The 17,158-nt window shown below is 56.1% G+C and carries 12 protein-coding genes; 4 read left to right on the forward strand and 8 right to left on the reverse strand.

Annotated features, from left to right (window positions below; translation table 11 throughout):
* Positions 1–401 precede the first annotated feature (401 nt).
* From ACIQ20_RS03230 to ACIQ20_RS03245, 4 genes are all read left to right on the forward strand, one after another.
* Positions 402–776 carry a hypothetical protein gene (locus ACIQ20_RS03230; protein ID WP_395777383.1) on the forward strand — a complete coding sequence of 125 codons (375 nt, stop codon included), beginning with the start codon at positions 402–404 and terminating at the stop codon, positions 774–776.
* Positions 777–983: 207 nt separating this feature from the next.
* Complete coding sequence (locus ACIQ20_RS03235) at positions 984–1,988, forward strand: LacI family DNA-binding transcriptional regulator (RefSeq protein ID WP_395777527.1); 1,005 nt, start codon at positions 984–986, stop codon at positions 1,986–1,988.
* Positions 1,989–2,116: 128 nt separating this feature from the next.
* The gene (locus ACIQ20_RS03240) at positions 2,117–3,433 is read left to right on the forward strand and encodes an MFS transporter (protein WP_395777385.1); all 1,317 of its coding nucleotides are present in this window, start codon (positions 2,117–2,119) and stop codon (positions 3,431–3,433) included.
* 8 nt (positions 3,434–3,441) lie between these two features.
* A complete protein-coding gene (locus ACIQ20_RS03245) occupies positions 3,442–4,815 on the forward strand; it encodes a putative 2OG-Fe(II) oxygenase (protein WP_395777387.1) in 1,374 nt (457 codons plus the stop codon).
* Here the strand turns inward: ACIQ20_RS03245 and ACIQ20_RS03250 are convergent.
* From ACIQ20_RS03250 to ACIQ20_RS03285, 8 genes are all read right to left on the reverse strand, one after another.
* Positions 4,812–6,002, reverse strand: coding sequence for a glycoside hydrolase family 68 protein (locus ACIQ20_RS03250; RefSeq protein WP_395777389.1), 1,191 nt, complete (start codon positions 6,000–6,002; stop codon positions 4,812–4,814). The two genes, ACIQ20_RS03245 and ACIQ20_RS03250, sit on opposite strands and share 4 nt — an antisense overlap.
* Before the next feature lie 62 nt (positions 6,003–6,064).
* Positions 6,065–7,585, reverse strand: a complete 1,521-nt coding sequence (locus tag ACIQ20_RS03255; RefSeq protein WP_395777391.1) for a tryptophan halogenase family protein — start codon at positions 7,583–7,585, stop codon at positions 6,065–6,067.
* Between the two features lie 131 nt (positions 7,586–7,716).
* Positions 7,717–10,209, reverse strand: coding sequence for a TonB-dependent receptor (locus tag ACIQ20_RS03260; RefSeq protein ID WP_395777393.1), 2,493 nt, complete (start codon positions 10,207–10,209; stop codon positions 7,717–7,719).
* Between the two features lie 210 nt (positions 10,210–10,419).
* The gene (locus tag ACIQ20_RS03265; RefSeq protein WP_395777395.1) at positions 10,420–11,307 is read right to left on the reverse strand and encodes an ROK family protein; all 888 of its coding nucleotides are present in this window, start codon (positions 11,305–11,307) and stop codon (positions 10,420–10,422) included.
* Between the two features lie 102 nt (positions 11,308–11,409).
* Positions 11,410–12,648, reverse strand: a complete 1,239-nt coding sequence (locus tag ACIQ20_RS03270; protein WP_395777397.1) for a glycerate kinase — start codon at positions 12,646–12,648, stop codon at positions 11,410–11,412.
* 121 nt (positions 12,649–12,769) lie between these two features.
* The gene (locus ACIQ20_RS03275; RefSeq protein WP_395777399.1) at positions 12,770–13,354 is read right to left on the reverse strand and encodes a fasciclin domain-containing protein; all 585 of its coding nucleotides are present in this window, start codon (positions 13,352–13,354) and stop codon (positions 12,770–12,772) included.
* An 80-nt stretch (positions 13,355–13,434) separates the two neighbouring features.
* Positions 13,435–14,712: a glycoside hydrolase family 130 protein gene (locus ACIQ20_RS03280; protein ID WP_395777401.1), complete on the reverse strand. Its 1,278-nt coding sequence runs from the start codon at positions 14,710–14,712 to the stop codon at positions 13,435–13,437.
* Positions 14,709–17,045, reverse strand: coding sequence for a glycosyltransferase (locus ACIQ20_RS03285; protein WP_395777403.1), 2,337 nt, complete (start codon positions 17,043–17,045; stop codon positions 14,709–14,711). Before ACIQ20_RS03285 ends, ACIQ20_RS03280 begins: the two co-directional genes overlap by 4 nt.
* Positions 17,046–17,158 lie beyond the last annotated feature (113 nt).

The raw sequence follows: 17,158 nt of genomic DNA on the forward strand, positions 1-17,158 counted from the left end.
TTAGGAAACACGATCAGGATACTCAGAGCAAAGGTAGGTGCATCAAAGCACGCTGGAACGATATGAACCTGATCGCGCACACCATCGTGGCTCGCAGTCGTTGAAAGGCTGCATCAGAAGCCGGACACACGACCGCACCTAACTGATCCAGCCAAACAAACTGAAAAAGCACTTGCAAAAACTAGGGCGTCCACACACGCCTTTGCCGCAGGCTCTGCCTATGCAAAGGCCGTTTTCGAGTTTGAGCGCGCAAGAACAATTGTCGGACGGCTCTATAGTGAGCAAAGCAAAGCTTAGAGCCATTCCAAGTAGGATGCTTACCCAACTGCACATCCTCAAGTTTTGCTTGACGACGGTGAATTCCAAAGATGGAATGAGCCAGAAGGCGCGGAGGGCAGTCAATGGTCCATTCTTCAGTCAAAGCACTGTTTGCGGCCATTGGCGCAGCAATGCTGATCGGGTCATGCGACTTAGATCGTCAGAGCCAAGTTGAAGCTGATGCACGGAAAATCATCTTCGACCCAATAAGTTCCCGCGCAGCCATCGCGGAGAGCGTTTTTGCCGTCTTTTGCGCTAAGAATAAATGTAGGGAACGTGCAGCTTATGACTTGAACATACCTGATATAAACGTTCGCACAATTGTGGAATTCGAGAACCGAAATGGAATTGATATGAAACAAGAGAAGTTTGACTACTTTTCTTGCTCGGTAACGCCATCAGCTGTGTATTGTGATGGCTACGAGCAGCCGATCCTGCTTCGGGTAAATCCAAAATAAGGGTAAGTGACCACAGAGAACCGCATTGCGGTGGCTATGGTTTGTACATCCACCCGCGCCCAACCCAAAAAGTATATCCTTCATGCAGAAATCGGTTGCATAAATTGCCGTTCGCTTTCAAATCCAGTTTCAGAAAGTGCGGACAAGTTTTGGCAACTTTGCACCCGCAAGAGGAGATATGCTGTGGCAGATGATGGCCCCTTGAAGATGGCCGATGTGGCCCGCTTGGCGAAGGTCTCTATGTCCACGGTCTCGCGCGCGCTGGCGGATAACCCGCTCATCCCAGAAGATCGCCGCCGCGAGATTCAGCGCATTGCCGCCGAGGCTGGCTATGTCATCAATCAATCAGCGCGCTCACTCCGTATGCGGAAGACCCAGACGATTGGTGTGGTGTTTCCACTGGGCCATGATGTCGGGCAATTAATCTCGGACCCTTTCTTCATCGAGATGTTTGGTCGCCTGGCTGATGAGATCACGACGCGCGGCTATCAAGTGCTCTTGTGCCGTGTCACCGACACGTCAGACGGCTGGCTCAATCGGATCATCCAGTCCCATCGCCAAGATGGCTTGGTGATTGTCGGCCAGTCGGATCAACATGAAGCCCTCAATCAGGCGGCAGAATCCTACCACCCGCTGGTGGTTTGGGGCGGACATTTGAGTGGGCAGGTCTATTGCTCCGTTGGCACCGACAATATTGGCGGCGCGCGCCGGGCGGTAGATCATCTGTTGGGGCTGGGCCGCAAGCGCATTGCTTTCTTGGGCATGCTGGAACTGCCCGAGATTAGTTTGCGTTATGAAGGCTATGTTCGGGCGCTGCGGGCTGCGGGCATTGAGCAAGACCCTGCCCTTGTTATCCCCGCGCACTTTTCGTTTGAAACCGCATACGAAGCCGCGCGAGAATTGATTGAGAGCGGTACCCCATTTGATGCGATCTTCGCCACTTCAGACATTATCGCCCTTGCCGCCATCCAAGCACTCGCCGCGGCGGGGATTGATGTACCGGGCCAAGTAAGCGTCGTAGGCTTTGACGATATTGCCATCGCCGCCCAATCGACCCCGCCGTTGACCAGCGTGCAACAAGACCTCGCCAAAGGGGCCAAGACCATCGTCGACCTCCTATTCAAGCGCATGGCTGGCGAAGACGCGCCATCGGCCACTCTTCTGCCCAAACTTGTCGTGCGTAAGTCGTGCGGCGGGGCCAGCGCCGGTTAAGCCAGCCCTGATGAAACATCCCAATGGGTCACGATTGTAACTTGTGCTTGATTTTGCAATCGATTGCGGTAGCGTAAATCGCGGATAACAGAGCGCAAAAGCGCCGGTGTATTTTTGGGAGGAAGAACATGACTCAACCGGCGATGAAGCCGCACTTGCCCCTATGGCGCATTGCGGAAATGAATCTGGGCTTTCTCGGCTTGCAGTTCAGCTTTGGCCTGCAACAAGGCAATATGGGCCCGATCTATAGCTATTTGGGGGCTGACGAAGCCTCCCTCCCCTTGCTACAGCTCGCCGGTCCGCTGACAGGTCTTTTAGTGCAGCCAATCATTGGCGCGATGAGTGACCGGACCGCCAGCAAATGGGGCCGCCGCACGCCTTATTTCGTTGTTGGGGCGATCATGTGTTCGCTAGGGCTTTTCTTTATGCCCTTGAGCTCATCCATCCTGATGGCAGTCTCACTCCTATGGATTCTAGATGCCGGCAACAACATCACGATGGAGCCATATCGGGCTTATGTGAGCGACCGCTTGAACCCCGATCAGAGGCAATTTGGCTTCTTGTCTCAGAGCGCCTTTACGGGTCTCGCGCAAATGTTGGCCTTTCTCTCGCCGTCAATCATGATCAATCTCTTGGGCTTTGATGTGAATGCGGTCGATGCCCACAATATCCCAGAGACGACCAAGGTCGCGTTCACCATTGGGGCGGTGCTGTCGATCAGCACCATTCTCTGGTCGGTTTTCAGGGTGCGCGAACTGCCCCTGACCGAGGACGAGGTCGCCTATATCAAAAGTAAGCCGTTGACGGTGAGCGGGACAATCCTTGAAATCTGGGATGCCATTGTCACCATGCCCCAGGTGATGCGCAAGCTTGCGCTCATGAGTTTGTTTCAATGGTACGGGATGGCGGCCTATTGGGGCTATATCATTTATTCAATCGGTAGGTCGGTATATGGCACGTCGGAGGCGGTGTCAGAAGGCTTCCGAATGGCGGTAGTCACCAATGGTGAGATTGGCGGCTTTTATAATGGGATCGCCTTTATCGCAGCCTTTGCGATGGTGCCCTTTACCAAGCGCTTTGGCCCTGAAATCATGCACGCATTCTGCTTAACCTTGGGCGGGATAGGCATGTTGTTCATGCCCCATATCAGTGACAAAGCCCTCCTCTTCATCCCGGCCATCGGGATCGGACTGGCTTGGGCCAGCATCATGGGCAATCCCTTTGTGATCCTGTCCGGGGCTGTGCCGCCAGAGCGGACAGGCGTCTATATGGGCATTTTCAACATGATGATCGTGATCCCCATGTTGCTGATCGCTGCCACCCTGCCCTTCTATTATGAGCCGCTCATGGGCGGAGATCCACGCCATGTGATCACCATGGCTGGTATCATGTTGGTGATTGCGGCAGTCTGCGTGCTGTGGGTGCGGGAGAAGCGCCCCGCCTAGGCAGGATGATGGCACTCAATTGGCTCCAGATTGGACTGGCAAAGCACGACCTTCAAGATATGGAGGGCGCGCTTGAGGCTTTAGAGCGGGCGGTCGCTGAAAGCCCGACAAATCCAGTCTCTGCCTTTGCTTATGCCCAAGTCTTGTTTGAGACCGGTCGAAACGCCGTTCCAGCCTTTGATCGCGCCTCAGCGCTAGACCCTGCCAATCCACATCTGATCCGGACCTATACTGCAGCCTTGGCAGCTGAAGGCGACGCTGAGCGGGCTCAATCGATCCTGATGGATACGTTGAGGCAACATCCCCAATGGCTCGACGGGCACAAAAGCTTCGCAACCTTGCGGGTGGCCATTGGGCGGCGCGACGATTTTGACGAAAGCTATCGCCGCGCGATCGAGGCGCTGCCAGATAATTTAAGCCTCAGACTGGCGCATGTGCACCTCTTATCGTCTGCAAAGGCTTGGGATGATGCGCGTGTGTGCGTGCAAGAAGCCATCACGCGTCTGGGGCCAAGCCGAGGCCTAGAAATTGCCCGGCTTTCGATAGAGAGCGAAAGCAATGGCCCCAAAAGCCTAGATCCCAACCTATTTGACACCGTCGCAGATGTGGTGGACCCCGGCCTTGATCTCTGTCGTGTGCGCCATGCCTTTCGGTGTGGCGCGGTTGACGCAGCCCTTGCCCGCGCAGAGCTTTATCGCAACACCCCACAGGCGCGCTTGTTCTGGCCCTATCTGTCATTGGGCTGGCGGTTGACCAAGGATCCTGCCGCCGCGTGGCTGGATGGATCGGGTGATGACTATGTTCGCGCTATTGATTTGGGTCTGAGCCCGGATGAGCTCGCGCAATTGGCGGGCAGCTTACGAGACCTACACACGGCCCAAGCACCCTATCTTGAGCAATCGGTGAAGGGCGGCACGCAGACTGACCGTCAACTTTTCTTCCGCCCCATTCCAATCCTGCAGCGCGTGCGAGAAAAGATCACGGGCGCGGTCCGAGCCTATTTGGAGACACTGCCCGCACCACAAGAGGGCCACCCCTTGTTATCCCCACCCCGGGATCGGCCCATCCTGTTTGAAGGCAGTTGGTCTGTCCTCTTGAAGGCGGCAGGCTTCCATAGCGTGCATACGCACCCGATGGGCTGGATCAGTTCGGCCTTGCATATTGATATGCCCAGCGAGACCGAGGCGGGCCCAGCGCCTGCGGGCTATCTGCAATTTGGCGAAGCACCACCCGAACTCAATCTGGGGCTTAACCCCACCCACCAACTCGCGCCCAAAGCCGGGACCTTGGTGCTGTTCCCGTCCACCCATTGGCATCGGACCGTGCCGATTGAAGCGGGTGAGCGCTTAAGCCTAGCGTTTGATATTCGCCAACCAAGCTAGCCGATAATGGTGCTGGTGGTCCCCTGCAGATCTAAATAGCTGGAAGGCGCGATAGAGCCAGCAAACTGGCTTTGCTTGAGGCTTGGATCGCTATGGATATCGCCGCCCTTTAGGCCCCAAAAATCGACAAAGCTGACGACTTCGAGCGATGGCAAGACCTGCCAGGCATAGGCTTGGCGTGGCTCCTCCAGCGGATTGGCGAGCACGAGGCTAGACCCATTCAACGGCTCAAATGGCCCAAACAGCGAAGGGCCAACCATCCCATAAAGCCCTGTCGGCCCCTGAGCAAAACGGTGGTCAAAAATGTGGGTCTGGGTCGACCAGAACACATAATAGAGGCCATCGCGCACAAACATATGCGGCCGTTCCATCTCGCTCGCTAAGCCAAAGGCATCGAGGATCGGGGGTAGGAGCTCAAAGGTCTGGTGCCCGTCGACATCTGTTGCCTTGGCCAGCCCGATTACGCCGTCATAAGGGCTGGCGGGTAAGTGAGACGCACGCGAAGCAGTGAACAGCACATAGCCTGCCCCGTCAGCTGGATCGCGGAACCAATAGGGATCGCGAAAACCCTTGATCTGACCCGGCACGCCTTGGGTGACGGAGAGATCGGCGTAGAACTCACCTGTGTTGACGACGGTTTGGGTCAAGCTGTGCCAGCTGGTCACGCGCGGCAGGCTGCCGGTAAGCTTTAAGGTGCCGACGGCATGAAACAGGCGCTGCTCAAAGTCTGCCTTGACCTCATCACGCCTACCTGCCGCGGTAAACCACAAGGTGACTTCGCCCGTGTCTGGGTTGAGGCGGGTTGAGCCAGACCACTCGCGACTGCCTGGCGAGAAGCCATCGGGAAGTAGGTTTCCGCAATCCCGCCAACCAGCTTGGGTCTTCAACAAAAGACGCATGCGCGCCATATTGTGGCGTACGTCGGGGTCGGGCAAGCGAGGGGCCGACAACATCACCCACAGGGTGCCGCTATCGAGTTCAACGAGGTCACCATTATCCAATTGGACGGGCCAGATATCCCATAAGGTCAAAGCCGGGTCGAGGTGCTGGACATCGTCCTGACCAAAGATGCGCGGGCTTGGTAGATTAGCAAAATCAATCTGCGCCAAGTGCGACGCACGCCAGAAATTGGGTCGCCAAGGCTTGCTGGCATCTGGCAGAAGGGTCTTAGAAGTAGTCAGGGGCACGCTGAACTCGTCCTGGTCGGTCGTCATCGGATTGAGGGGTATTGGAGGCAGGGATAGGTCACCTAGAGAACCGCTCCTTCTGCCGCGCAATGTTGGTTGACGAAGGCTTGGTGTGTGGGGACTTGCTCAGCGCTTGCCACCATGGCTGCCCTGAGTTTGCCGAGATAGTCGCGGCCATCCGTGCCCCGGAAGTCGAACACAGGATCAACGTCTTGGGGGATATTGCCTTGCCCGATATGGACTGCGAGCCAACTCGGCTGACCAAACAAATCCATTTCGCGCGCAATATGGCGACCATAGCGGCGGAAGTGGTCGATCTTGAGTTTCAGCGTCTCGGGAATGTCCATGCTGGCGCAATAGCGCCACAGCGGGCTGTCATCGCGCGTGGTCAACTTATAGTGCAGGACCAAGAAGTCGCGGATGCGCTCAAACTCGGTTCCGGCAATATGGTTATATTCGTCGACAATCAGCGGATCAAAGTCGCGCTGAGGGAACAAGGCCAGCAGTTTTGAAATACCGGCTTGGATCAAATGGATCGACGTGGATTCAAGCGGCTCCAAGAAGCCACTGGAGAGGCCAATGGCGACGACATTTTTTTCCCAGAACTTGTCGCGACGTCCCGTTGTGAAGCGGAGCTTATTCGGTCCGGCCAAAGCCTCACCATCGAGATTTGCACGAAGCGAGGCTTCTGCATCTTCGTCGGAGATAAACTTGCTGCAATAGACATAGCCATTTCCGGTGCGGTGCTGCAGCGGTATCCGCCATTGCCAGCCAGCCTCGCAGGCGGTTGAGCGCGTATATGGCAGCATGTCGCCGACCTTGGCGCAGGGCATTGCCACCGCGCGGTCGCAGGGTAGCCAATGCGTCCAATTCTGATAGCCGACCTTGAGGGCTTCGCCGATCAACAGGCCGCGGAAGCCAGAGCAATCGATGAAAAGATCGCCGGTCAGTTCTAGGCCGCTCTCCAGCGTCACGCCTTCAACAAAGCCGGTTTCACTGTGCTGACGGACGCTGACGACTTTACCCTCATGGCGGGTTACGCCGCGCGCTTCGGCATACTCCCGCAGCAAACGTGCATAGAGCCCGGCGTCAAAATGATAGGCGTAGTCAAAGGTCGACATGACTTGGCGCGGATCAGGGCTTGGGCGCGTGAAGCGACCCCGCTGGGCCAAAGACCAAGCCATCGAGAAATCGTCAAACGACGTGGTGTCGCCGGCCTCACGCGCCTTCAGCCAAAAATGGTGCAGCCCGACAATATCAAAGGCGCGACCGTGAGGCCCGAACGGGTGGAAATAGCGATTGCCCTGACTGCCCCAATTCACAAACTCAATGCCAAGCTTGAAGGAGCCTTTGGTCTTGGCAACAAATTCGCGCTCATCAATGCCCAGCATTTCATTGAAGGTGCGGATTGGCGGAATGGTGGCCTCACCAACGCCGACGGTGCCGATCAATTCGGATTCCACCAGCTCAATGTCACAATCTTGTTTGAGCGTATTGGCCAAGGCAGCAGCCGTCATCCAGCCAGCAGAGCCACCGCCGACAATGACGATGGAGCGGATGCGTCGATCAGATGATGGGGTCATAACGCCTCCTCGAGCCAGAGATTGCTGTTAGTCGAACAAATGGGGCCGAAAGCAGATGCGATCAGCCCCATCTTTCTAAGTTTCCGCGCTGCGGGGAACCTTATTTCTTTGTTAGCATTGGCTGGTTCACCTTAGAAGGTGTAACGGATCGCCGCCGTAATTGTGCGACCCAAGGCTGGGTTGCCACTGATCACCGCTGGATTGACGCCAGCGTTTACCACGCCACCATTTCCACGGAGGTCAAACTTGTCGAACAAGTTGTAGGCCGAGAGGGAAAGCTCGACATTTTGCAACAGCGAGTATTTCGCCGTTGCATTGAGGACCGCACCACCTGGATACTCGCGACCGCCATCATCGATTGATGAAGTCTGGCCGGTTGTGCTGACACCGACAGCGATCTTGTCACTGAAGTCATAATTGGCTGCGACCGTGAAGCTCAAGTCAGGAATGCCAGGCGCACGGGTGAATGGGCCCGACGCACCGCTGCCAGTTGGACGCGAGATTTTCGCGTTCGAATAAGTGGCATTACCAATGACGGAGAATGGGCCATTGCGATAGGTTGCATAGGCTTCCGCACCGCTCGACTCATACTTAGCGTCAATGACGCAGCCGCCTGAGCCGCCGGGGCAGCGTGTGGCCGACAATTCGAACGTGCTCTGCTTGAAGTCACCTTGGAGAAGCGTGAATTCGAGCGTGTAGCGGCCGCCAGCGAGGTCGCCACGGTTCTTCAAGCCCAATTCGTCTTGGTTCACGAAGTCAACCGAAGCCGTACGACCGGCTTGGGTGAGCGAGCCATTGGCCGTGATCTTGCCACTGACGGTCTGACGGTCGCCGTTGAAACGGCCCCCCTTCGAACGGCGGACAAAGAAGCTGGTGTCTTCGTTGAGCTTGTACAAAGCACCGAACGACCAAGAGGTGTAGTCGCGGGTGTAGTTCAAGTTTTCACGGGCACCGTTTGCGCGGATCGTTGCAATCTGGACGCCACCTGAATTGACCAAGAATTCAGAGCCACCAGCAACGGTGCTGCCGCTTGCCTCAACCGATTCAAAGCGGACCGAACCATCCAGCGCAAACTTCTCTGCATCCAATTCCAGCGCGATATAAGGCGCGGTGTTGGTGTAGGAGAGGTCGTAATCGCGGGCGCAGCAATCGCCCCAATTGTTGTTGTAGCCCGAAATGCCCTCTTGGGTCAGCTTGTTGCCTGCTGCATCAAAGAGGTCCAATTGCGATGGGTTGTTGCCGCTCAGCTCACGCAGCGACTTGTTGACATGCCAGTCCATGGCAATGTTCTGCTTCATGTAGAAATAGCCCACACGAGCGGTCAAAGCGCCGAAGCCCGTGTCATAATTCCCGGTCAGCTTGAAGTCGTTCGCGGTGCTGCCAATGTCGCGGATGTTGGTGCGAACATTGACGTTATTGTCGAGATAGGTGTCGGTGAACGCCTGACCGGCCTTAGGGCCTGCAGCATAGCGGATGCTGGCCACGGTCGCATTTGGCAAACCAGGGCGGCTGATGACCGAACCGATCACGCTGGCGCGTGTGCCGACGTTTAAGAAGGGTGCCGCGAAGCCACCGCTCATATCGGTCCAACGGAAGTTGTTATCGACACTCCAATTGTCATTGATATTGTAGCGAACTTGACCACCCAAAGAAGTTGCTTTGGTGGTGATGCCGTCCATTTTCACCCGCTCAAGCACGCCGTCGCGGTTAAAGATCAAGAAATCTTGGTTGTAGACCGAATAGTTGGAACCTGTGCGGCCATCAAAGCCGGGGAATGGCTCGATGTTGGAAACTTCCAACCCATTGATCGAGGCCAAAGCTGGAGAGCCCGTGTAGTTTGGCTCTTGCGTGTCGGCGATCTTTACCAGAACCCGAACAAAGCCTTTGTTGTCGGCGAAATCGTGGGTCAGATTGCCCTTGATTTGGTAGGAATTGCTGACGTCATAACCTGCGTCCAGCGGGCCGCTGCCCTTTTTCAGATAGCCACCAACATGGAAGCGGGTCTGGTCGCTGATTGGGCCGCCATAGCGGAAGTCGAAGCGGTTTTCGCTGAAGCCGAGACCGGTGCTGAGCTGGGCATAGCCACCTTGTTGCAGACCGGTGTTGGAAATGTAGTTGATGACCGCGCCGGGGGCTTGGGAAGCATAGGTCGAAGCAGAGCCACCGCGAACGCCTTCAACATTGGCGACGCTGGCGTCAAAGCGGGTCCAGTAATCGTTGTTGCCGAACTGAATGTCACCGAACAAAACGGTTGGCAGGCCATCTTCTTGGATTTGCACGAAGGGCGAACCACCCGTTGCAACCGGAAGACCGCGCACCGCGATGTTGGAGTTGCCGCCGGGGCCAGCCGTACCAGACACTTGGATACCTGGGATCATCCGCAGCAACTCAGATTCAGAACTTGGCTTGAAGTCTGCAATCGCTTGAGCATTGACGGTGGTGACCGAGACCGAGCTATTGATCTGGGTACGATAACCACCCGAAGCAGTCACGATGACAACTTCCAGACCATCAACTTCTTGGGGTGCAGCTGGGGCTTGTTGGGCCAGCGCAGGCGCAGCTGCCGCGAGCGCCGTAACAAGCGCAATCGCAGAAACGCAATTAGAGAATTGGGCAACCTTCATAACTTAACTCCCAGGGTTTGTTTATAGCTAAGGCTCTGTCGGCCTGCCTGACCTTTTTGATACCATCTATGCAATGGATTGCAAGAACCATAGTGCAATCCATTGCATAAAAAATTCACATAAGTGTCTTTCTCTCTGACAGAGTTAGGTTTTTTGTACGACCTATTGCTAGATTAAGACCTGAGAAGTCTGTGAACGGCGGTTTTTGTGCTAAGTTTGCGCCTGTTCAGCCAGCCAAAGCGCCCCTAGAAGCCCTGAGTCTAGGCCAAGGCCTGAGCCCACAACGTCAAAGCCACCTTCGCCAGGGGCGGCTGTTCCATAGGGCCCGATCAAGTCCTTGGTCTTGGCCGCCACCCGCTCAACAAGGCCAGCACGGGCCAACACGCCACCGCCAAAGATCACTCTTTTGACGGCCGTGGTCAGCACCAGATTGGCTGCAAGATGGGCCAAATAATGCGCTTCAATATCCCAAGCGGGATGATTATCGGGCAAGTGCGACGCATCCATACCCCAACGCGCTAACAGCGCAGGTGCCGATGCCAAGCCTTCGATGCAATTCTCATGAAAAGGGCAAACACCGGCGAAGGCCAGATCATCACGATGGCGCGGCACCCGCATATGGCCTGCTTCAGGATGCATGGTGCCCCAGACGGCTCTGCCACCCAAAATGATGCCCGCGCCAATACCGGTTCCCACCGTTACATAGGCCACGTCATCCAAGCCTTGTCCTGCCCCCCATGCCCGCTCTGCAAAGGCGGCGGCGGTAACATCGGTCTCCAACGCAATTGGAAAGCCAGTCCCTGCGGCCATTTGGCCGGCAACATCTGTACCCGACCAATTGGGCTTGGTGGTGGCAAGGATATGACCCCAGCGCGGACTTGCGGGATTAACCGCCAAAGGACCAAAACAGGCGATGCCGATCCGGCTTACCGCTTGGCCTTGCTCTTTCTGGTCATTAAAAAAAGCAATTGCACGCGCCAAAGTCTCCGCAGGCGTAGTCGTTGGAAAGGAAGTCCGGGCGAGGATGGTGTCTTTGCCTTCAAAGACTGCGCAGCGCCACGAAGTTCCGCCCGCATCAATGCCACCAAACTTGCTCACACGTCTGTCCTTCTTAATGTGCCGTCCCTGCGGGCTCCCCCTCTAGCGACAATTGTGCGGCTGGCAAGGGCGAGATGCTTGCACCGCTACCGATTGGCGAGGTCATGTCGAAGCACCTTCAATGGCGATCAGGCGAACATCATTCACATTGGTGCGGGTCGGCCCCGTGATAATCAGCCCGCCCAAACGCTGGACAAGGGGATAGGTCTTGTTCGTCTCTAGGGCTTGGAGGGCGTCGTTCTGCTGCACCCAAGAAGCTTGCAAATAGCCCCCGGCATTATCTTGCGTGCCATCGATACCATCTGTATCGCCAGCTAGCGCTTCGATTTTGACATGGTGCGGCAGAGCCGACATAAGCCCTACCAGATATTCAAGATTAGGACCGCCTTGGCCGTCTTTGCGGGCTTTGGAGACCGTTAACTCCCCACCGGAAATCATCAAATAGCGACCAGGTGTGCGGGCATAAATCTGGGCCTGTATCGCATGGGCTTTCCCACAGGTCGCAGCGTCACCGGATAAAGCTTTACCCGCATCCACGACCTGCCAATTATCGGCTAGAGCGCGGCGCTCGATAGCCCGCAGTGCATCGCCATTGGTGGCAACAGTTTGAACAGGATGCTCAAAAGCGATTGCTGCGCGATTAGCCAGTATCGCAGCATGAATGTGCGTTGGCACGTCTATGCCCGCACCTTGCAAAACAGCTAAAGCCCCTTCTGGGTCGAACGTTGAGGCCATGCTTGGCCCAGATGCAACAAGGGATGGATCATCGCCTGCTACATCTGAGATAACAAAGGTGTGCAGCTCAGCACCACGCGCGCCGGCAATGGCAGCGAGCCGCCCACCCTTGACGTGGGACAAATGGCGGCGGACTAAATTGATGTCTTGAATAGGAGCCCCCGACCGCACTAAAGCATCGGTCATCGCCTGCTTCTCGACCAAGGTGATACCTGCAGCGGGCGCGCACAAAAGGGCTGAACCACCACCTGAGGCCAGAAAAATCACGCGGTCGTCGGGCCCAGCGGTCGCGGCAAGTTCCAGCATCTTGGTGCCAGCCTGCAGACTATAATCGTCAGGAACGGGATGGCGGGCTTCGATCAACTCAATCTTGGTGTGACTTAGATCGGTGCCATGGCCATGGCGGGTTACGGCTAGGCCAGTTATCTGGCCTTCTAAGGTCTGCGCCGCAACTAAGGCCATTTCGGCTGCCGCTTTACCGTAAGCCAGAACCAAAGTTTTGCCTTTGACTAACCCCCTTGGCAACACCGCTGGCAACACGTGTCGGGGGCTTACAGCAGCAATTGCCGCAGCAAAATAGTCGGTCAGCAGGGTGCGGTAGGTCATGGCGCGTGCTCCGCCACTTTAAAAGGCAAGTGGACCGGGAGGCAAATTCGCAGTTGGAGGGGGAACGCGCAAGGCCGAGCCTCTGTGCCCACGGGAGGGCACAGAGGGTAGCTACTTTGGTTTAGCGAATATAAGGCAAGTCTGCTGGCATGAGGACGGTGTCAATGGCATGGATCAAGCCATTGCTGGCCGGAATATCGGCTTGCACCACGGTCGCATTATTGACGCGAACGCCGTTACGACCGTCGATGGAGACCGAGTGTCCTTCCAAAGTTGGGCTGGTGATCATTGCACCCATCAAGCCTGATGACGGGACCCGGCCACTGACGATATGGTAGGAGACGATCTTGCGCAAAGCAGCCCGGTTCTCAACCTTGAGCAATTTCTCTAGCGTGCCAGCCGGGAGATTAGCAAAGGCCTGATCGGTTGGCGCAAACACAGTAATCGGGCCAGACATGGTCAGACGGTCATACACGCCTGCTGCATTGGCCGCCGCAAGCAAGGTATTGAACTGGCCATAACCCGCAGCCACAGTTGCCACATCGCCCGGGCCGGTTGCAGGAACGGTCATCACGATCGGGTCAGCCGTCACAACAGTTACCGCTTGCGGCTTTGGTGCTTCAATCGTGGTGGTGGAGCACGCGCCCAAGGTCAGCGCCAAGAGCGGCAAAATGGCATAGGCTTTTTGAAAATTGAAAATTGTCATGGGAATATCCTTTATCGACGGGCAGTCAAAGCTGTCTGCGAGGCAACGCCTGAGTTGCCTGAGGGTTCCCAGCGCTTGGATTAGCGAAGCTGTTCCAAGAGCCTTGGAATGTCGATCAGGCCAAAAGCCACCGAAGAATCTGAAACCCCATAAGGCAGCAAGATCTTGCTACCATTGCGCAAGGCACCACAGGCATAGACCACGTTTGGCACATAGCCGTTGCGTCCATGATCACTTGGCACCAAAATCGGTTCGGCTGTGCGGCCCAAGACCACACGCGGGTTCGTCTTGTCCAGCAAAAGGGCCCCCATGGCATATTTGCGCATCGCCCCCACCCCGTGCGTCAACACCAAGAAGCCTTCATCTAACTCGATTGGAGAGCCGCAATTACCGGTTTGAACGAGGTCCCAGAGGTATTTTGGACTGGCGATCATTTCGCCCTTGTCCCAATTCAAAAGCCGGTCGGATTGCATAAAGAAATGGCTCTCACCATCGTAGCGGCCGAGCATGGCATAGGCCCCGTTTATACGACGGGGAAATAGCGCCATGCCCTTAGCCCCGACTGCCGTCCCGGTCATGGGCTGTAGCTTAAAGTCGGTGAAATCTGCCGTCGTCATCAATTCAGATCGCACTTCAAGGCCGGAATAAGCCGTATAGGTGCCATGATAGGTTGCAGGCTGGCCCTCTTCTTCAAACCGCACCATGCGAAGATCCTCTAGGCCATTGCGCTGGGCATTGGTGACCGGAAAGATCACGGCGGCTGAAATGGGCACGGTTGGTGGTCGCTGTACCGTAACAACGCCGCCCGTATCAGGCCCGGTAGAGTTGGCGGCCAAAGTTGGGCTGGTTTGCGGCCATATCTGCATCGTATCGTCCCGCGTCAAAATCCCTTCTCGAAACGAAATGGAAGAGATATGCCCCTCGCCCACATTTCGAAGGGAAAGAATGAAGCGCAAGTCTCCCGGGCGCATGCCGGTCTGATCCGGGTGCGCCACGATCGAAGGATTAGTCACCGCAGCAGCGCAATAGGCGTATTCGAGGCAAAAATAAGCGCCAATCAGCTCCAAATGGGCCGACGAAAGCGTATCACAATCACCGGCAATCGCTTCACAAATCCGCACACTACGATCGAGAAACAAGGTGCGGGTTTCCCAGTGTCGTCCTTTGAAGTCTGCGTTTACATGGGCCAACGCACGCAAACAGGTTTCTTGATCGAGGGTGGCCACCGTGTGGAAGATACGGCGTGCCCGCGCCAATTGGGTTGGGTGCAAATCGCGTGGCTCTGGCGCGATGTGAAACGGCCGGATCACAACTAAAGACGGGTCGGGAAGAAGGGTGCCTTCCAATAATTGGATCACATGGATAGCCCGATTGGGCGCATCGGCTGGTTGATTCCGATGTTCGTGGCACGCGCCATCGCGCAATTGGCCATCTGCAGCGCCAAAATAGATTCAGCCCCTTGATTTCGGTTCAGCCCGGTTTCGGTCAAACCGTCAAAGCAACCGCCTCTGAGATCGCTCAACGCCAGACCATTATCATTTTCGCCAAAGAACCAAGCATGGGCGGTTTGAGCCATGATGAGCCATTTGCTTTGCTTGGTGGCCTCATAAGCTGCCAAGGCTGCATCTATGGTGGCGCAGGCCTCAATCGGTTGCTGATCAAGGAGACGTGGAGGCGCAAAATCTGTGGCCGGGGTTGAACTGCCCACCGCGCGGAAAAATCCGTTTGGTGCCTTTTGAATGGTATCAAGCCAGGCCAAGGTTTTAAGGCCCATAGCCAACATATCAGGTCGGGCGAGGCTAACGCCCGCTGCGATCAAGGCCTGCGGGATGCGGGCATTGTCATACGAAAGGCTAGGCTCAAGCCATTGCCATGTGGGCGCGCTATGGGTCTCAAATCGGAGCATCAGGCCTTCGGCGTGGTCCACCAAAGTGTCATAGGCCGATAGATTATGGGGTTCGCTACGTAAGAGACTGACTGTCCCGAGGATCGTAAAGCACTGAGCGCGCAGCGATGTTAAAGACGCGACCGCAGGACCTACTTGTTTGGCTAGAGCAATGGCCCACAACCGAACTTGCTCATGCTCACAATTACAGGCGGTTTCGCCCAATGCCCAGAAAGCGCGGCCATTGCTGTCGGGCGAACCCACTGCCTCCAGCCACGTCCGATTATAGCCCATGAAATTGCGAAAGCGCTGTGTGTCGGGGTTCCAAGCATGTTGAACAAAGGCCGCGTAGGTGCGCTCTAAATGGTCTAGCGTATGATTCTTATGGCCCAATTGCCTGAAACGTTGGATCAAGATGAGCGCACGAACCGCATCATCTATGCAATAACCATGCGCCCGATTATCAATGCCATAGGAGGCGTGTTGCATGATCCCACAAGCGTCGGTCACACGTTGGACCGCCAATAGCGATGGCAAGCTTTGATCGGTCAAGCGGGGAGCCGCCTGATGCACTTCTTGGCGGCGAGAAATCGCCGTTTGAAACGCACCAGCATAGGCTTCAGCTGACCGCTCCCAAATCGTCGTGCGGCCCTTGGCATAAGATGACTGCCCAGCGGCCAAAAGCTGTGCGGGGTCTCCCAATAGTCGGGTGATCACGGTCGCAAAACCTGCTGAATCGCCGAAATCGACCAGCGCACCGCAGGTTTCATCTACCCATTCGGTCGCATGCCAGAATGGTGTGGAAATCACTGGCTTGCCTAAAGCAATCGCGTAAGCCAAGGTCCCAGAGGTGACCTGAGCTTTGTTGAGATAGGGAGTCACATAGATGTCGGCGGCACTGAGATAGGTCAGCAACAGCGCATCATCGACAAAGGCATCGACAAAGCGGATGTGGTTGGCAACCCCTAAATTTTCGGCAAGCTTGATCAGGCCATCACGATAGGCCTCGCCGTCCACCCGTTTGAGGTTGGGGTGGGTCGCGCCTAGGACAACATAGACGACGTCTGGATGGACAGCTACAATCTGAGGCATGGCCGCGATCAGGGTCTCCAGCCCCTTACCCGGCGACAACAGACCAAAGGTCAACAGCACTTTGTGCGAGCTAAGATCCAGGCTTTCTTTGAAGGAGTCCGGTCGGGCAAACGGTCGGTCTGGCGTGCCATGCGGGCAGATCGTGACCTTCGACGGGTCGGCCCCATAGACCTCTTCCAAAAGGTCTGCGCCCTTTTTTGCCATCACAATGACTTGGTCTGCCCGTCTCAAAAGGGCGGCAACAACGTGGCGCTGCCCCATGGTAGGCGTCTCTATGACGGTATGCATCGTGATGACCACCGGGGCGGTCAGGCGGTCGATCAAGTCGAGAATATAGCTGCCATCATTGCCGCCAAAAATCCCAAACTCATGCTGGATCGAGACCACATCAATGCCCAGATGATTGAGGCGGTCAGCCGCCTTGCGGTAATCGGGTTGGACATGCTGACGGATATGGCACAGGGCGGTTTCCTCCGCCAAAGCTTCATCATCATCTAAAATGCGAACCAGATCACAGGCCCAGCCGTCTAACAGATTCAAAGAGCGCTGAACGTCTGCCGTAAAAGTGGCAATGCCGCATCTTCTGGGCGGGAATGTGCCAACAATTGCCACGCTTCGGTCTTTTGGCTCAGCGGTTTGCGGCAGGAAACGCAACAGCCCCTCAAGGCTTGGCAGAATGGTCGTGCGCGGGGCATCTGGGGGAGCTGGCTGCATGGACTTGATCCTTATCGCGCCGGCAAAGGTCGGCATCACCGCATCAACGCCAACGTGAAAAAAGGGTTCCTTTCAGAAAGACGAACGCAGAGCATTTTGGAACCTCCCAGAGG

Origin of the sequence: Aquidulcibacter sp., from assembly GCF_044346625.1 — a bacterium.
GTDB lineage: Bacteria > Pseudomonadota > Alphaproteobacteria > Caulobacterales > Aquidulcibacteraceae > Aquidulcibacter.